18 protein-coding genes are annotated in these 15,953 nt (G+C 56.4%); 4 read left to right on the top strand and 14 right to left on the bottom strand.

The genetic code is table 11. The features are described 5' to 3' along the window. Positions 1–138 precede the first annotated feature (138 nt). A complete protein-coding gene (locus QZ305_RS01480; RefSeq protein WP_294729723.1) occupies positions 139–1,566 on the top strand; it encodes a cellulase family glycosylhydrolase in 1,428 nt (475 codons plus the stop codon). Between the two features lie 281 nt (positions 1,567–1,847). Here QZ305_RS01480 and deoC read toward each other — a convergent pair whose 3' ends face one another. Both deoC and QZ305_RS01470 read right to left on the bottom strand, forming a co-directional pair. Then, positions 1,848–2,585, bottom strand: coding sequence for a deoxyribose-phosphate aldolase (gene deoC, locus QZ305_RS01475; protein ID WP_294729722.1), 738 nt, complete (start codon positions 2,583–2,585; stop codon positions 1,848–1,850). Positions 2,586–2,762: 177 nt separating this feature from the next. Then, entirely contained in the window at positions 2,763–3,542 is a 780-nt protein-coding gene (locus QZ305_RS01470; protein ID WP_294729721.1) for a DeoR/GlpR family DNA-binding transcription regulator, read from the bottom strand. A gap of 542 nt (positions 3,543–4,084) precedes the next feature. Between QZ305_RS01470 and QZ305_RS01465 the strand changes: the two genes are divergently transcribed. Further along, positions 4,085–4,885, top strand: coding sequence for an ADP-ribosylglycohydrolase family protein (locus tag QZ305_RS01465; protein WP_294729720.1), 801 nt, complete (start codon positions 4,085–4,087; stop codon positions 4,883–4,885). 102 nt (positions 4,886–4,987) lie between these two features. Here the strand turns inward: QZ305_RS01465 and QZ305_RS01460 are convergent, their stop codons facing one another. The 4 genes from QZ305_RS01460 to QZ305_RS01445 form a co-directional block, all read right to left on the bottom strand. After that, positions 4,988–5,398 (bottom strand): hypothetical protein, encoded by a 411-nt coding sequence (locus tag QZ305_RS01460; RefSeq protein WP_294729719.1) that lies wholly within the window; start codon positions 5,396–5,398, stop codon positions 4,988–4,990. Positions 5,399–5,592: 194 nt separating this feature from the next. Beyond that, positions 5,593–6,921 (bottom strand): MATE family efflux transporter, encoded by a 1,329-nt coding sequence (locus QZ305_RS01455; RefSeq protein WP_294729718.1) that lies wholly within the window; start codon positions 6,919–6,921, stop codon positions 5,593–5,595. A 173-nt stretch (positions 6,922–7,094) separates the two neighbouring features. Further along, a complete protein-coding gene (locus tag QZ305_RS01450) occupies positions 7,095–7,457 on the bottom strand; it encodes an alpha/beta hydrolase (protein WP_294729717.1) in 363 nt (120 codons plus the stop codon). Next, a complete protein-coding gene (locus QZ305_RS01445) occupies positions 7,421–7,885 on the bottom strand; it encodes an alpha/beta hydrolase (RefSeq protein WP_294729716.1) in 465 nt (154 codons plus the stop codon). The genes QZ305_RS01450 and QZ305_RS01445 overlap by 37 nt, the downstream gene beginning before the upstream one ends. On the opposite strand from QZ305_RS01445, the gene QZ305_RS01440 reads away from it, so the two are divergent. After that, positions 7,768–8,298 carry a MerR family transcriptional regulator gene (locus QZ305_RS01440; RefSeq protein ID WP_367268817.1) on the top strand — a complete coding sequence of 177 codons (531 nt, stop codon included), beginning with the start codon at positions 7,768–7,770 and terminating at the stop codon, positions 8,296–8,298. The two genes, QZ305_RS01445 and QZ305_RS01440, sit on opposite strands and share 118 nt — an antisense overlap. Before the next feature lie 23 nt (positions 8,299–8,321). Here the strand turns inward: QZ305_RS01440 and QZ305_RS01435 are convergent, their stop codons facing one another. Then, positions 8,322–9,065, bottom strand: coding sequence for an alpha/beta fold hydrolase (locus QZ305_RS01435; protein ID WP_294729714.1), 744 nt, complete (start codon positions 9,063–9,065; stop codon positions 8,322–8,324). Positions 9,066–9,076: 11 nt separating this feature from the next. Here QZ305_RS01435 and QZ305_RS01430 point away from each other — a divergent pair, with 11 nt between their 5' ends. Next, positions 9,077–9,955, top strand: a complete 879-nt coding sequence (locus QZ305_RS01430) for a DUF5131 family protein (protein WP_294729713.1) — start codon at positions 9,077–9,079, stop codon at positions 9,953–9,955. Positions 9,956–10,087: 132 nt separating this feature from the next. Here QZ305_RS01430 and QZ305_RS01425 read toward each other — a convergent pair whose 3' ends face one another. Genes QZ305_RS01425 through QZ305_RS01395 form a run of 7 tightly spaced genes read right to left on the bottom strand, consistent with a single transcriptional unit; the run spans position 10,088 to position 15,871 of the window. After that, on the bottom strand, positions 10,088–10,594 hold the full coding sequence (locus tag QZ305_RS01425) for a cytochrome B (RefSeq protein WP_294729712.1): 507 nt from the start codon (positions 10,592–10,594) through the stop codon (positions 10,088–10,090). Further along, entirely contained in the window at positions 10,594–11,025 is a 432-nt protein-coding gene (locus tag QZ305_RS01420) for a DUF4430 domain-containing protein (RefSeq protein WP_294729711.1), read from the bottom strand. The genes QZ305_RS01425 and QZ305_RS01420 overlap by 1 nt, the downstream gene beginning before the upstream one ends. Further along, positions 10,913–11,746, bottom strand: coding sequence for a helix-turn-helix transcriptional regulator (locus tag QZ305_RS01415; RefSeq protein WP_294729710.1), 834 nt, complete (start codon positions 11,744–11,746; stop codon positions 10,913–10,915). Before QZ305_RS01415 ends, QZ305_RS01420 begins: the two co-directional genes overlap by 113 nt. Beyond that, positions 11,734–13,035 carry an ASKHA domain-containing protein gene (locus tag QZ305_RS01410; protein WP_294729709.1) on the bottom strand — a complete coding sequence of 434 codons (1,302 nt, stop codon included), beginning with the start codon at positions 13,033–13,035 and terminating at the stop codon, positions 11,734–11,736. The genes QZ305_RS01415 and QZ305_RS01410 overlap by 13 nt, the downstream gene beginning before the upstream one ends. 41 nt (positions 13,036–13,076) lie before the next feature. Then, the gene (locus QZ305_RS01405; protein WP_294729708.1) at positions 13,077–13,700 is read right to left on the bottom strand and encodes a corrinoid protein; all 624 of its coding nucleotides are present in this window, start codon (positions 13,698–13,700) and stop codon (positions 13,077–13,079) included. A 55-nt stretch (positions 13,701–13,755) separates the two neighbouring features. Next, positions 13,756–14,829: a uroporphyrinogen decarboxylase family protein gene (locus QZ305_RS01400; protein WP_294729707.1), complete on the bottom strand. Its 1,074-nt coding sequence runs from the start codon at positions 14,827–14,829 to the stop codon at positions 13,756–13,758. Between the two features lie 55 nt (positions 14,830–14,884). Then, entirely contained in the window at positions 14,885–15,871 is a 987-nt protein-coding gene (locus QZ305_RS01395; protein WP_294729706.1) for a uroporphyrinogen decarboxylase family protein, read from the bottom strand. Positions 15,872–15,953: the final 82 nt, after the last annotated feature.

Here is a 15,953-nt window from a genome sequence, read left to right as displayed (position 1 = left end):
CGAAGATTTGCCACAGCACTTTTCAGCCGGAAGCTTCCACTCACTTCAGACACAGATTGATGCGGATGTGTCTTCCATTTCATCAGAACCCGGATACAATAATCCGGACGGCAGCAGCTGCGCCGCAGAAAGGATCCCATGAGACAGTCACCCTCCTTCATCCCTTTGATCTTTGCTCTCGGTCTGAGCGCCTGCACATCCCGGACCAGTCCCGCTGCACAGACCCCGGACAGCGTACAGAGCAGCCCCGCTTCTGAGTCCGGCAGCCAGGAACCGGAAAGTCTTCGTGCCCTCCACGTGGAGGGAGACCAGCTCATGGACGATCAGAACAATCCAGTTGTTCTCCAGGGGTACAGCACCTTCGGAATCGCCTGGAAACCGGAATTTGTCAACGAGTCCTGCTTTCAGTTCCTGAAAGATGAGATGGGTTCTCAGGTCATCCGCCTGGCCATGTATACAGCAGACAGTCAGGGATACTGCACAGGTGGAAATCAGGAACAGCTCAAGGAGCTGATTGACAAAGGAGTCCAGGCTGCACAGGCTGCCGGGCAGTATGTCATCATCGACTGGCATATCCTGTCCGATGGCAACCCCGCCCAGCACCAGCAGCAGGCAGTGGAATTCTTCCGGGAGATGTCTGCCAGATACGCAGGCAACCCGGCTGTCATCTATGAAATCTGCAATGAGCCCAATGGAGCAGACGTCACCTGGGCATCCGTAAAGTCCTACGCCGAAACAGCCATACAGGCGATCCGGCGCAATGACTCGGAGGCACTGATTCTGGTTGGAACACCCCAATGGTGCCAGCAGGAAACAGAAGCCGCCGCCGACCTGCTGGAGAACGCCGGCAATGCCATGTATACCGTCCATTTCTACGCTGCCACGCACAAAGACCAGCAGCGAAAGGATCTCGAAACTGCCCGCAAAGCCGAACTGCCGATGTTTGTCTCGGAATTCGGCATCACCGAAGCCTCCGGCAATGGCACCCTGGACACGCAGTCCGGCAGGGAGTGGATCAGCCTGCTGAATCAGGATGGAATTTCCCGAATAGCCTGGGCCATCAGCGACAAAGAGGAAAGCAGTTCCATTTTCAAGCCCGGCACCAATCCTGAACATCCTTCCCTCTCCGATCTCACCGAATGGGGACAATGGCTTCGTTGGGCATATACGGGAAAGGACACCATTGCATCCGGTCAGAAACAGAAATCAGACAACGAAGTTGAAGAACCCCGGAACAGCTCTGCAGAAACAGCCTCTCAATCCGGTGAAAACGGACTGGAGGCTGTGCTGACACCAGGCAATACCTGGCAGTCAGAAGGTCTGACCTTTACGCAGTTTGGCCTGGCTGTGACCAACACCACCGATCAGCCGGTATCCGGCTGGGCTCTGTCTTTTCCCTTCACCGGTGAGGCAGCCATTGACCAGTCCTGGAATGGCAGCATCACGGTCAATGACAATACAGTCACGATAAAACCGGCTCCATACCATACCCGGATTGAACCCGGGCAGACTGTTTCCGATATCGGATTCATCACAAAGAGCGATGGACCTGTAAAACCGCAGTGATCCAGGCTGCCGATGGATTGCGGCAGGGCGTATTCCGGTTGAGAATGCACCACGATTCAGGGTTTCCCTTTGGATGCCGGTGGCTGCTGCATACATCAGAATGATGACAGGCTGAAGCCGCTGAAGAAACTTCGGCCTGTTTTATGCATTTGTCTGCAATCAGAAACATCCCCCGGGAGTTCAGGAATCCGGGGGATGGTCAGGATATTCAGGGAATCATGGTGTCTGACTGCCAGGAACGGTTATCAGATACTCTGCCGGGAATCAGAGGCGGCTGCTGATCAATAGCTGTCAGCGGAGGGAGCCGCTTTATCCAGTCCCAGTACAACCGGCACGGAGCGGTACCCGACACCCATGCGGTCAATGCCCATATCAATCAGCTGCAGGAAGTGCCCGCGGGTCCGGATGCAGCCGGATCCTTTCACTTTGCACTTGTCACCGCATTCCTCCTGCATGATGGCGATCACCTCCGGCGTGGCTCCGTGAGCTTCATGCCCGGTGAGGAATCCTGTGCTGGTCTTGACGAAATCGGCACCGGCTTCCATGCACACCTGGCACATTCTGCGGATCTGTTCCTCGTTCAGGGCATCCGTTTCAAAGATGACCTTGATTTCCCGGCCATATCTGTGAGCTGCCTTGACACAGGCTTTGATGTCTTCCAGAACTTTGTCCCAGTTGCCGGAGCGGATTTCACCGAAGTTGGCCACAATATCCACTTCCTTCACTGTATCGTATTTTGCAACCTGCTCGATCTGCTGCACTTTGGATGCAGTACTGCTGGTGCCGAAAGGAAAATCGCAGACAGGGCACAGCATGGTGTCCGTTCCTTCTACATAGGGCGCACACAACTCCATATAACCCGGATTGATGCAGATTGTCGCACAGCCAAGTTCTGCACCGTCTTTGGTCAGGGCGATGATTTCCTCTTCGGTGAATTCCGGTTTCAGGACGGAATAATCGATATAGGAAGCCAGTTCTTTTACAGTCATGTCCGCAGCTTTTTTCTCCAGATGTTTCATGTTTTTCTCTTTGGGAAGCGTGTTTTTTCGTTTTGTTCCGTTTCCCTTTCCTCCACACCCAAAATATACCACATAATTTTCGTTTCACAAGTTTTGTTATTCGTTTTTCTTCGATTTTATTTCGATTCGAAGGTGAGAGCAATGCCGCACTGCTCATAACAAAAAAACGCAGGAGAATCAAGCTTCCTGCGGCGGGAGATGAACCAGTATACAGTTGTCGGGAATCATGTCCGGTCCCAGTTGTGCTCCATCATCACAGAACACAGCATCAAATGCATCCGTATCTGTGAAACTGCAGAATCCCTTGATGGACAGCTTGGAGGAATCCGCCAGCAGATATTTTTTCTGGGCTTTGTCCATGGCTTTCTGCTTGATTGCCATGGTATCCAGCTCTGCGGTATAGGCCGTTTTTCCTGCCAGATCAATTCCGGCACATCCAATAAAGGCATGATCGAAATTGAACTTCGCCAGATCCTGCTCTGTCATCGGACCCACAAACATTTTGTACTCGGGAATGTACCTGCCGCCCAGGGCAAACAGTTCGCTGCCCGGATCCGCAAACTGCTGGGCGATCAGCAGGCTGTGGGTGACGATCCGGATTTTCTTTCCCTGCAGATAGGGCATCATCTGTTCGACAGACGTACCGCCATCCAGAAAGACGCAGTCGCCATCCTGAACAATGGATGCTGCTTTCCGGGCTACCGCATCTTTCTGACGCTGATTGCGGGACCGCTGGCTCATGTCCAGTTCCGCTCCCTTTGTCAGGATCATCTGCTGACGAAGCCGCCGGGCGCCTCCATGGACTTTCAGCAGAATTCCCCGGCGGTCCAGCTCCTCCAGATCCTTGCGGATGGTGGGTTCAGAGACTTTCATCTGTTCCGACAGATCTCTGGTGGAAACAAAATCCTTTTCATTCACAAGTTCGGCGATTCGGGAAAAACGTTCACTGGCCATCATGCAAGATCACTCCTGTCCAACAGGCATTGTACCGGAGATTCACAGCTTCCGGTAGTGCGGACAGCCCTGCGGAAGAACCTGGATGCCGGAGAATACCGGATCATCAGACAAAACTCAGTCCTATTTGGAAAAACCGGAATAATTCCCGGTCATTCCTGTGAAAAAGCGGGTTCTGTTCCGGTTTTCCGCCATCTGTTTGCCTCATAGTATACTGTAGCGAAAAACAACTGAAGCCCTGCACCCCTGGATGCTCCATGAAGACAAAAAGCGCTGCGCATCCCCGGTCGCCATCAAATCGGAAAACCACGCTGACCGCTGATCAGGTTCTGATCCGCCTGGATGAAATTCCGGAATATCCAGCTGCCAGAACAGCCATCAGGTTTCCGGGGAAAGATGGAGACCTGTCGCAACCGGCTCTTTTCCGAGGATACCTCTGGAGCAACTCTAATCCTGACACCAAGCCGGAAGGCGCAGATCCCTGACCCTCCATACAGATTTTTGATATCTTATATATATTCATCATCAGAAAGTGAGGCTTTTCCATGATCGGTGCGATTATTGGCGACATTGCCGGGTCCCGTTTTGAGTGGCACAATCACAGATCAAAACAGTTTGACCTGCTGGCTTCAGACTGCTTTTTCACAGATGATTCCATTATGTCTCTGGCAGTCTGTGACGCTTTGCTGCACTGCATGCCGGATTACAGCAGTCTGAGCCAGCAGGCTGTGATTTCCATGCAGACCATTGGCCGGCCCTATCCTGACTGCGGATATGACGGCCGGTTCTGGAACTGGATGTATTCGGATCATCCCAGGCCGTATAACAGTTTTGGCAACGGAGCTGCCATGCGGGTAAGCGGATGCGAGTATGCAGGCGACTCCCTGGAAGAAGTGAAGAAACTGTCCAGAGCCGTAACCGAAGTGACACACAATCATCCCGAAGGACTGAAAGGAGCGGAAGCGACTGCCGTTGCGGTGTACCTGGCCCGGACAGGAAAGAGCAAGGATGAAATCCGCAGGCATATCACGGAGAATTACTACCCGATCGACTTCACTCTGGACGATATCCGGAATATATACCAGTTCAATGAAACCTGTCAGGATACTGTTCCTCAGGCAATGGAGGCGTTTTTCGAATCCACGGACTTTGAAGATGCCATCCGGAATGCAGTCTCGATCGGCGGGGACAGTGACACACTGGCTGCCATTACCGGATCCATCGCGGAGGCTTACTATGGCGTACCGGATCCCATCCGTGCCAAAGCACAGCAGTATCTGGATGACCTGCTGTCCGGAATCCTGGAGGAATTCGAACATCGTTATCCGCCAAAAGCAGAATCCTGATGACAGCCAGGCAATGGTCCCCACTACCATTCTGCTGTCACAGACCTCTCTCATGCAGAAAACCCGTCCGTGATTCGGACGGGTTTTCTGCATCTTTGTGATTCAGCTCCGCTTTGCTGATGGTGAGAAACATCCACCGACAGTCTGCTTCAGAGGTGTCGCTGAAATCCGGCAGCACGCAGCATGCAGAGGATATACATCCCCGGTTTCCGCTGCAGTCAGCAGAATGCAGTCGCCTGACAACAGCTGACCGCAGTGATAACAGGTTCCTTCCTGTATCCATCCCGATTCTTTCCGGCACAGTTCCGGTTCCCCATCAGCAGTCCACTGATACAGCACCATGTTTTCTGTGATGATCTCCGATTCCGGCAGATGCTTTACCAGAATCCTCTCTCCATCCAGAAAGGTGTCCACATCATAGGAGTTGTCATGATCGTTGACGATGAATATCTTACCGGTGCAGTTCCTGCCACCTGTCCGGAATTCTATCCAGTCTCCTTTTTTGAATTTCATAATCCCGCCTTTCCTTTGAGAAATCATGCTTCCCGATATCTGTCCCGGGCTATGATCCCGGACTCTGACACTGGTATCTTTTCATGATTATAAATCAAAAATGAAGAATAAAACCCTTTCGCTCGATGGAGGGTGCATTGTCTGGACAGAAAGCTGCAGCCCTTTTCCGCTTCCATCACCGGCATTGTGCAGCTCTAAGCCAGCTGCACGTCCACCTGTTTTTTCACACGGCACCATTCCAGCACCGACAGGCCTGCACAGATCACTTCTGTGATCACAAACGCCAGCCAGCCTGCATCCAGTCCATAGAGACGGGCCAGCAGCGCAGTCAGGGGAATCAGCAGAATCAACTGCCGCAGCAGTGTGATGCCCAGACTCGTGCCCGGATGACCCAGAGCCTGGAAAGCAGAGCACAGAATCATGGATACCCCCGCGAAGACAAAGCTCAGGGATATGATCCGCAGGCAGGGAATGCCAATGGCATACATATCCTGATTGGCATTGAACATGGCCAGAAGCGGTCCGGGGATGAGCTGGAACAGCACCGTTCCTGCCAGCATGATGCCCGTGGCCATCAGCAGCGAGAACCGTACCGCGGGGAAGATCCGGTCTTTCCTGCGGGCACCGAAATTGAATGAAACAATGGGGATCAGCGCATTGGTGAATCCCATGACGATCATGAACACAAACTGCTGCAGCTTGATGTAGACGCTGAACACCGAGACCGCCATGCTGGAATAAGGCATGAGGATCCAGTTCATGAACACTGACATGAAACTCATGACAGCCTGCATCACCATTGCCGGTATGCCAATCTGCAGGATCCGCAGCATGAGAGCCCCGTTCCACCGGAACTGCCGGATATCGGTATGAATCTCCGGCACTTTTCTGTGCGTGATCCAGATGCCCAGTCCCATCGCCGTGATCTGGCCGATGATGGTGGCAATGGCCGCCCCGGCCACACCCTGGTTGAACGTGAAAATGAAAACCGGGTCCAGAATGATGTTGATCAGTGCACCGGTTCCCTGGATCGCCAGGTTGTACATGGGCCGTCCGGTGGCCTGCATGATCCGTTCATAGGTGATCTGAAAGAAAATCGCAAAGGAAAAGCCGCAGCAGATCTTCAGATAGGCATCTCCCTGCTCAATGACAGCGGCTTCCTGCGTAAAGAGTCCCAGAAACCATTTCGCTCCGAACAGGCCGAACAGCAGAAATACGATCCAGCTGATCAGCGCCAGAAACAGGCCGTTGAGCACAGACTGACTGGCCATATCCGGTTTCTGCTCCCCGAGAAACCTGGCCAGAACGGTGTTGAATCCCACGCCGATGCCGCAGGCAATGGCAATCATCAGCGTCTGCACCGGGTAGCACAGGCTGACCGCCAGAAGCGCCTGCTGTGAATAGCCGGCAACAAACATGCTGTCAATGATGTTGTACAGTGCCGAAAGCAGCATGCTCAGGGCAATGGGAATGGACATTGAAATCACCAGCCGGCGAATGTCCATGGATTCCATTTTATGCATTGAAAAACCTCCAGCGAATTATGATACCACGTTTCAGCTGCTTTCTTCATGCCGCACTCTGCCCGACAGCCGGTGAGGGACAGCATGTCTCAGCATCTGCATACAGGCCGGATACCCGACCTGTATGCTGTCAGGGGCTGGTGTGAAAAATCCGCCGCAGCGGATTCTTTCACTCAGTCAAAGGACTTCCGGTAAAACGCATCAATCTGATCGAACGGAATGACAGCCAGATTGTCATACAGGTCCGTATGCACCGCGCCGGGGATGATCAGCAGCTCCTTGTTGTCTCCCTTGAGGTGGGAATACGCTTCTTTGGAGTAGGACAGCGAGTGCGCTTTTTCCCCGTGCACCAGAAGGACCGGAATTTCGATCTCCTCAATGAAGGCATTCAGCGGCATGTTCAGAAACGAAGCGCAGCCGGTCACGTTCCTGCCATCCGTTGAGTTTCCCGAGCGGGGATGATAGCCCCGGGGTGTTTTGTAATAGGCATGATAATCCTTCACAAACCAGGGTGCATCCTGGGGCAGCGGATCCACCACGCCTCCGGCGCGTCGGAGGTCCTGCGTTCTGAAATCAATGGTCCGCTGGACAGCAATCGCTGCCCGTTTCGCATTGCCGCTGCGGCAGAGTCTTCGCTGTTGAAGTAGCCGTTTTCGATGTTTTCGCTCATGTTGTACATGGTGCTGGCGACTGTGGCTTTGATCCGCGGATCATTGCTGGCGGCACTGAGAGCCATGCCGCCGAATCCGCAGATTCCCAGAATGCCGATCCTTTCCTGATCCACCTGCTCCTCATTACTCAGAAAATCCATCGCTGCACTGAAATCCTCGGTATTGATGTCCGGGGATACCAGCCGCCGGGGCCAGCCACCGCTCTCTCCTGTATAAGAAGGATCAAAAGCCAGTCTATAGTATCCCTTCTCCGCCAGTTTCTGGGCATACAGACTCGAGGCCTGTTCCTTCACGGAGCCAAAGGGGCATCCGCCGTTTTACACCGGACAATCTGGAAAACCTGCGGGTGATCGAATGTCTTAAGACCAGCGGGCTGGAAATCCGGGACATTGCCCGGTTCATGGAGCTGTGTCAGCAGGGAGACGCAAGTCTGAGAGAACGGAAAGAAATGTTCGAAAACCGCCGTCAGGTGCTGCTGGCAGAAATCGCCAGGCTGCAGGAGCAGATGAACATGATCGAATTCAAGTGCTGGTACTACCAGCAGGCGCTGGAGGCCGGATGTGAATCCGCCGTGCAGGCGCTGATCCCACAGGATCTCCCGGAGGACATTCGCCGGCTCTACACAGCAAGTCACCAGGAAAACCAGCCGGATCCCGGGAAAACACAGGACGAAAAAGGGACTGCGCAGAATGACGCAGCCAGTTGAAACACAGCTGATGAACCTGCTGGTCAGCGCGCGGCAGCTTCCCGAAGAAACAGCCGCATGACTGCTGCCATCCGCTCCGGCTGATCCGCATTGATTTCATGACCGCTTCCTTCCACCATGCGTAGCCTGGCACCGGGAACCCGGTCGGTCATGGTCAGGGCGGCTTTCCGGTTGATTCTGTCCCGGCTGCCCACCAGAATCAGGACCGGACAGGAAAGCGCCGGAACCTGATCTGCATAATCCAGGGTCATCATGCTCCGGGAAAGAGACAGCATCTGGGGTTTCGTCAGGCCTGCAGACGCGAACAGTTTCTCCGGAGCCACGGAAAACAGCGTGCTCTGCAGCCGGAGGAGCGTTTTCGGGGTTTTGTACTGCGGGGCTGCCAGGATCAGGGAACGGACTTTCTCCGGATGACGCAGGGCATAATCCAGCGCCACCACTGCGCCCAGGGACAGTCCGGCTATGTCCGCCGGTCCCTGAATGCTTTCCATGAGCTGCTCGAAGGATGCGGCCAGCCGCTCAAAGGACGCATCCTCTTCTGTCACGCCGGATTCCAGATCCGGGGCAATGACCGGAATATACGCCGGAAGGTGTCTCATCACCGGTTTCCAGCTGTCGGGTTTCTGTCCCAGTCCATGAAGCAGCACCAGCGGCACAGGCTGTCTGGAGGGAGTATTCTGCAAAGTCATATCCATACTGTCCTTTTCTGCAAACACCAGGCAGGTCCCGGGTTCTTCTGTTACATCATACCGTACTGTACTTTTCATATCCCTGAAATATGGAACCTGCAAACAGAAATTGCCGCATTCTGCGCCGCCTGCGGGAAGAACGGAAATCAAAACCGGTTTCCATTGGCTGTTCCGTTCACATATTGTATCCTGTACTCATGAAAGACATTCCCTGGAATCCCTGGCATGGGTGCCACCCTTTTTCTGCCGGCTGCAAAAACTGTTTCATGCGCCGGGCTGACCTGCGTCATGGACGGAATCCCGATCAGATCACCAGGTCCGTCACGATGTTTGATCTACCCCTGAAACGGAAACGGGATGGCAGCCGGAAAATCCCGGCAGGAGCGCAGATGTCTGTCTGCTTCAACTCGGATTTCTTCGTGGAAGAAGCCGATCCATGGCGGCAGGAAGCCTGGGACATCATCCGCCAGCGCCCGGATGTACAGTTTCTGATTCCCACCAAACGGATCCACCGGGTCAGAGACTGTCTGCCTCCTGACTGGAACGGCGGCTGGCCCCAGGTGACGATTGCGGTTTCCATTGAAAACCAGCAGGCTGCCCAATCCCGGCTGGACCTGTTCCTGACAATCCCCTGCCGGCACCGGTATATTTTCGCCGCCCCCCTGCTGGAAGAGCTGCACCTGTATCCCTGGCTGAAAACCAGAGGATTCGAGCTGGTTTCCGCTGCCGGAGAAAGCGGTCTGGAAGCACGGCCCTGCGACTTTGGCTGGATGGAACAGCTGTTTCTGGACTGCCGGCGAACCGGAACCGCGTTCTCGATTCATCAGACAGGCCGGTATTTCATCCGGAACGGCCGGCTTTACACGATCCGGAAACAGGACCAGTTTCAGCAGGCGCACAAAGCCCACAGCTGGCTGCGAAAAAGACACAGACTGCAGCAGACTTCCCTGTTTGAAGAGGCAGCCTGACAGGCTGGCTCCAACCGCGTCTTCCCGACAGACACCGTATGAATGCCCATAAACGCAAAACACCCTGATCCTGGCTTCTCATGCAAAGCCGGTCAGGGTATTTTCTGCAGAATTCTCTGCGGCTGTCTGTGGTTACGCGCCTCCGGGCCTGGTCCGGGACAGATACCGCAGCACACGGCACAATGGCTCATACAGAACCCAGGCCATGGCTGCGCTGAGCGCCCCCTGGACCAGGGAGGTCTGCAGTCCCGCAAGAAGATAGCCCGCTGCCAGGACGCCGGAAAAGAGCAGCCAGGGAATCTGCAGGATCTGACCGGTCAGAAACGACAGCACGCCTGTCAGCGCCGCTGCCTGCAGCCGGTTCATGCCATGCCGGCCGAGCCGCCGGACGACCAGGGAATACACCGGATAGACCCCCAGATACATCAGGGACCAGGGGGTGACGCCCTGAATCAGCAGCATGTTCAGTACGCAGAAACAGACCGAGGACAGAACCGCCGTCCGCCGGTCCAGGCAGCAGGCAACCGATACAACCGTCAGGGTCACGGCTTCCAGGTACAGAATGCCGGAAAATGCCGTGAACACCACCAGCTCCAGCGCCCCCAGCACAGCGGACCGGACAAGCAGCCGGACGCTCATCAGCTGCCGCTGGAGAAGGTGAATACGAACCGGTCGCCGTCTTCCACTTTCACATCATCCGCAGCCGGACAATAGGATTCTTCCTGGCAGACCGCATTGTTGTCGGATTCATACGTCCACCAGGGGCCCTTGTTCCAGTCCTCTGTCTCCAGTCCCCCGAGTCCCATGACCATGGTGCCGTACTGTCCTTCTTCCAGTTTCGCCTGCAGGGCATCGCTGTTTTCCAGGACCCCGGTCAGCGTATCCGCCGTTGTGACAACGGACTCATCCAGGACCGTCTGACCGTCCTGATCCTTTGCGACAATCTGAACCGTTTTCTCAGTCCCTGCTCCGGTACTGTTCTCCTTGTCCGCCGCTGCAGGGCTGCCTGTGCTGCACCCTGCCAGCATGGTCAGGGTCAGGGCCCCTGCTGCCATCATCTGTTTCTTCATTTCTGTCATTCCTTTCTGTAAACCGCCGGTATTCTCCCGGTGTGATTCCATACAGCCGCATAAAAGTTCTGTGCATCGCGCTGCGGGAAGAAAACCCGTTGTCCAGCGCAATTTCTTCCATGCTCCTGGTTCCCTCCAGGATTGCTTTCTTCACCCCCGCCAGGCGGCAGTACATCAGATACGTGTGAACGGACATGGAGAACACATCGGAAAAACAGTGCATCACATACCAGCGGGAATACCCCAGGGCATCCGCCATATCCTGCGCCGTCACATGTTCGCGGCAATGCGCCTCCAGCCAGCGTCCTGCCTGAGAAGCCACTTTGTTTCCCGTGATGTTCCGCCGGTGCCAGTGCGAGAGAAACTGGAGAATCACGGAGGAAATCATGTAGCCATCCGGTTCTTTCCGGATTTTTCCCGCATTCTGCAGTCCCTGAAAAAAGATGGAGGTCCGGTTGGCAAACCCCTCCGGTGCCGTTGCGATACCCGGTTCCTGCCCCGGGACTTTGCTCAGCACCGCCAGCTGCAGACTGCATCCCTGCACCCGGAGAGTCAGGGGACCGGCTGCCACCGCTGTCCACCCGCCCGGCAGAGGTCTGCCGTCAATCTGCCCGTCATCCTCTGCCGCCAGGGCCACCAGCACCTGACCGGCAGCCAGGACAATCCGTTCCCGGGCCGGCACGCTGCTGCAGAGCCGGTCCAGGGAAATCAGGTCCTGCACCCGGATACCTCCTGCAGCAGCATGGCCCTGGCGAAGGTTTCCGCAAACCGGGGATCCTGTTCCAGTTCCAGAACCTGCGCCTGCAGATCATCCGGTTCCGGATTCACAGCCAGGCGGCAGGCCCCTTTCAGTGCTGTGTTTCCGCAGAACCGGATTTTCCCGTTCCAGGCCGGATGAAACAGACCCAGACGGATGCAGGCAGCTTCATCCAGCCCCAGAGAGAACCCGCCGGCGATCAGGATCTCCTCCAGATCCGCGGGATCGGGCACCAGCAGCTGCCAGGCTGCCTGCAGCGCCCCCTTGGCCAGCTGAAACATGCGGATGTCCTGCTGTGTCAAAGCCAGACCCGCAATCTCCGGACACGCCTTCAGCTTTCCCGCCCGCGTTACCAGATCCGCCTGCCGCAGCCCATCCACCCAGGCGATCAGCCCGCTGCCGCAGACCCCGGCCGGCACCTGGCCGCCTATGGTTGCGGCTGTCCAGTCGCTCTGTTCATGATACACGCCCGCAATGGCCCCCGGCAACGCCGGCATGCCGATGGAAATCCCTGCGCCTTCCAGCGCCGGACCGCAGGCCGCGCTGCACACCGTGATTCTCCCCCTGTCATACAGCGCCAGCTCGCCGTTGGTTCCCAGATCCATATACAGAAACCGCTCTGCATGGTCCTGCGCCAGCACCTCCAGCAGTCCCGTCCGGATATCTGCGCCGACATACGGTGCAAAAGGGGCGCATACGATCTCCTGCCGCCCCATACACCTGGTGATAATTCTGTCCGGGTGCGGAATCACAAAGGGAGATCTGGCCAGAGGCGCCGGATCGGTTTCCAGCCAGATATGGGTCATGATCGTGTTTCCCGTCACCACCAGACGCCGCACCGTCCCCAGCTCCGGTTCCACCAGATGCCGGATCAGTCCCCGGGGCATCTCATGGTAATGCTCCAGACGGGACAGCACATCGGCTCCCCACCGTTTCTGAGGATTCACCCAGCGGCATTCCCGCACCAGATTTCCCTGCCCATCCAGCAGCGCCAGCACCACCGTGGTCGTTCCGATATCCAGCGCCGCACATACAGCCCGGGCCTCTCTGGAAACCGGTGCCATCCCGCTGCCAGCCGTCTCCATGGAGGAGTCTGCACCGGCCATCTCCCAGTCCCCGTTCTCCTCCTGTCCGCCAGCCCAGTCATGACCCGCTGTCTCATGCTGACACGCCAGCCGCCAGCCCTGCTGACAGCCCGCAGATCCCAGTATTCGAAGATCCGCTTCCAGAACCGGCAGATCCGGCGCCTGCATCCGGCATTTCCCGCACAGACCCCGGCCGCCGCACACCCGGCTCATCCCAGAACCCGTGACAGCTCCACCGCATCCGCGGTATACAGGTCCGCCCCGATGGAAGCCGCAAACTCCGGCGTCACCGGGGCGCCTCCCACTGCCACCTTCACAGTATCCCGCAAGCCGGCCTTGCGCAGCGCCTCCAGTGTCCTGGCAAACCCGTCCATCGTTGTCGTCAGCAGCGACGACATGCACAGATACTCCGGATGATGCCTCTTCACCGCCTCGACAAACGCCTCCGGCGTCACATCCACGCCCAGATCCAGAACCGGGATCCCCTGGGAGCGCAGCAGCAGGATGCACAGATTTTTCCCGATATCATGCAGATCTCCCTGTACCGTGCCAAACACCACCCGCGGCGATTCCTCTTTCCTGTCTTCAGACACCATCAGCGGCTCCAGCCGTTCCATGGCAGCATTCATGATCCGGGCGCCAATGAGCACCTCGGGAATGAATGCCTCTCCTGCCGCCCATTTATCCGCAATGTCATTCATCCCCGCCAGCAGCCCCTGTTCCAGAATGACTGCCGGATCCACCTGCTCCTGCAGGGCCTCGTCCACATATCCCAGGATCGCGTCTTCCTCTCCGTCGATCAGCTCCGTACGGATTTTTTCCAGTTCGTTCATATTCAGGTTTCCTTTCTTTCCGATCTCTGCCCCGGCGCCGGCCGGGCTGCAGCCTTTATTCCCTGTCGCCCGGATCCCCGGCCGCATCGGCAGCAGTGCCGGGAACATAGGCGTGGACTTCCTTCATAAAAGCTTCAATGTTCTCCATGGGCACGTTGTCTTCCAGACGGTTGGAGACTGTGAACACGGTCCGGGTTTTCTGCGGGAGATAGAAGGTATCCACCAGATGATGCACTTCCTCTTTCACGTCTTCCACAGATCCGAAGGGCAGGATCCGCTGAAGATCCATGCCGGACCAGAAGGCGATCTGTCCGCCGTACTGTTCCATGACTCTGGTTTCATCCATGGCATACTTCTGTATCGGATGCAGCACATCGAATCCTGCTTCAATGAACTGATCCAGCAGCGTCATGGCATCGCCGCAGCAGTGCAGCCACACATGGAGTCCTTTTGAATGCGCATAGTCGCAGATTTCCCGGTAGAAGGGATAGTAGAATTTGCGGAACATCTTCGGGGACATGAAGGGACCTTTCTGCATCCCGTGGTCGTCTCCGAACCCGATGGCATCTGCCTTGTGTCCGGCAGCGACCTGGTCAATGACTTCCCTGAACCAGCGCATGGTGCGGTCGTTGATGTGTCTGACCCGTTCGGGGTCTGTATAGAGATCCATGAGGGAGTTTGTCATGCCCCGGTATTCCCAGATGCGGCTCCAGGGGCCGTAGGAGAGCCAGGCCATGCGGTAGCGGCCGTCTTCCGGGGGCCAGCCTTCAAAGAGGTCCACACCGGTGGGGTCCGGGATGTCCGGGGATATCTGATCGTAGATTTCCCAGGAGATGGCATTTTCTTCATCCACTCCAACGGATCTGGTCCGGCCGATGTGGGGATCGGCGTCTTTGACGTCGCACCAGCAGAATCTGTCTCCGGGTTGTCCGAAGGTAGCCGGTTTTTTGATGTAGAAGGCTTCCATGTCGCAGGGGTATTCTTCCATGAGCCTGGCATACCGCTGCTGTTTGTCTTCACTGAGCAGATCCGGATGGATCCAGGTGCCGATGGCCAGGGCCGGTCTGCGAACCGGGCGGCCTTCGATGCAGTCGATCATTTCCTGGCGGGTAAAGGGCGTGATTTTCATTTCATAACCTCTCTTTCCTGGTGTCTTTCTGATATTGAGCAGTTTGCGGTTTCTGTCACTGACCGGCTGTCCGGTTCCAGGTGTCAAAGGCAGCCTGGATGGAATCGGGTCTGGCAGCGGCGGGAATGTCACAGCCGGAGGACAGCCGCCAGCAGGGGTGTATTCCACAGCGGCGGATGAGTTCTCCGGTCATGGAGGCGATGGTTTCCGGCGGTTCAGTGACAAACGCCACCGGATCCAGATTGCCGAAGACCGGCACATCCGGATGGGTTTCGAGAATCTGTGACAGATCCACGGCGTTGCCAAAGTGATAGGCAGCGGCGCCGGACTGCCGGAGGACGTTCCAGCATTTTCCGGCGGAGGGACCGCAGTTGTGCAGGACGACGGCGAAGGCATCGGTCTGTACCGCCGCGATGATTTTCTGCAGCCAGGGCAGAACGAATTTCCGGTTCATGGCCGGTGACATGAGGCCGCCCATGGGTTCGGCCATGATCACCCCGTCACAGCCGGCTTTGCGGTACTGCTCCAGCAGGGAGATCAGGAAGGTGGCGGCTTTGTCCAGCAGCACAGTGAGTGTGCCGGGATCGGTGACAGGCATGGTCAGCGCGGCAGAAGGGTCTGCGAGGCGGCCGGCCAGAGAAAACGGACCGATGCAGCCTGCCAGCAGCGGTGTGTCGGGGTTTCGTTTCCTGACTGTCTGCAGAGCTTCCAGGGTGACAGCCAGCCGGCGGGTGTCCGGAGCCGGGATCTGCAGGTTCCGGGCATCTTCCGGGTTGCGGATCACAGGTTCCATGACCACCGGCAGGTCATCCCGGGAAAAGCGGACGGGACAGCCAAAGGCTTCGGCTTCCAGTGACAGGTCCATCAGACCGGTCAGGGCTGTCTGCTGCGGGTAGCGGTTCCTGATTTCTTCCATGGCTGCCACCTGGCTGGCGGCATCCGTGACCATGTCCTGCACGGTGATGCCCAGCATGCCGGCGGCGGGAAACGAGAGAATGAACAGCGGATCCCGGGACCGGATCCAGGTTTGTGTTCGGTTCATGTGTATCCCCCTTTCTGTTTCTTATTGTATATTGTCATATCATAATGACAAATATCTCTGAGTGTGGTTTTTTTGTCCCGAT

This window comes from uncultured Faecalibaculum sp., from assembly GCF_910588395.1.
GTDB lineage: Bacteria > Bacillota_I > Bacilli_A > Erysipelotrichales > Erysipelotrichaceae > Faecalibaculum.
This window is presented reverse-complemented; position numbering and strand designations above follow the sequence as displayed.

Coding starts and splice junctions, on each gene's coding strand:
- QZ305_RS01480 (WP_294729723.1), top strand. CDS start 139: ATGAGACAGTCACCCTCCTTCATCCCTTTGATCTTTGCTCTCGGTCTG.
- QZ305_RS01420 (WP_294729711.1), bottom strand. CDS start 11,025: ATGAAGAAACAGATGATGGCAGCAGGGGCCCTGACCCTGACCATGCTG.
- QZ305_RS01410 (WP_294729709.1), bottom strand. CDS start 13,035: ATGCAGGCGCCGGATCTGCCGGTTCTGGAAGCGGATCTTCGAATACTG.
- QZ305_RS01405 (WP_294729708.1), bottom strand. CDS start 13,700: ATGAACGAACTGGAAAAAATCCGTACGGAGCTGATCGACGGAGAGGAA.
- QZ305_RS01460 (WP_294729719.1), bottom strand. CDS start 5,398: ATGAAATTCAAAAAAGGAGACTGGATAGAATTCCGGACAGGTGGCAGG.
- QZ305_RS01465 (WP_294729720.1), top strand. CDS start 4,085: ATGATCGGTGCGATTATTGGCGACATTGCCGGGTCCCGTTTTGAGTGG.
- QZ305_RS01430 (WP_294729713.1), top strand. CDS start 9,077: ATGGAACCTGCAAACAGAAATTGCCGCATTCTGCGCCGCCTGCGGGAA.
- QZ305_RS01395 (WP_294729706.1), bottom strand. CDS start 15,871: ATGAACCGAACACAAACCTGGATCCGGTCCCGGGATCCGCTGTTCATT.
- QZ305_RS01455 (WP_294729718.1), bottom strand. CDS start 6,921: ATGCATAAAATGGAATCCATGGACATTCGCCGGCTGGTGATTTCAATG.
- deoC (WP_294729722.1), bottom strand. CDS start 2,585: ATGAAACATCTGGAGAAAAAAGCTGCGGACATGACTGTAAAAGAACTG.
- QZ305_RS01425 (WP_294729712.1), bottom strand. CDS start 10,594: ATGAGCGTCCGGCTGCTTGTCCGGTCCGCTGTGCTGGGGGCGCTGGAG.
- QZ305_RS01400 (WP_294729707.1), bottom strand. CDS start 14,829: ATGAAAATCACGCCCTTTACCCGCCAGGAAATGATCGACTGCATCGAA.
- QZ305_RS01470 (WP_294729721.1), bottom strand. CDS start 3,542: ATGATGGCCAGTGAACGTTTTTCCCGAATCGCCGAACTTGTGAATGAA.
- QZ305_RS01435 (WP_294729714.1), bottom strand. CDS start 9,065: ATGAAAAGTACAGTACGGTATGATGTAACAGAAGAACCCGGGACCTGC.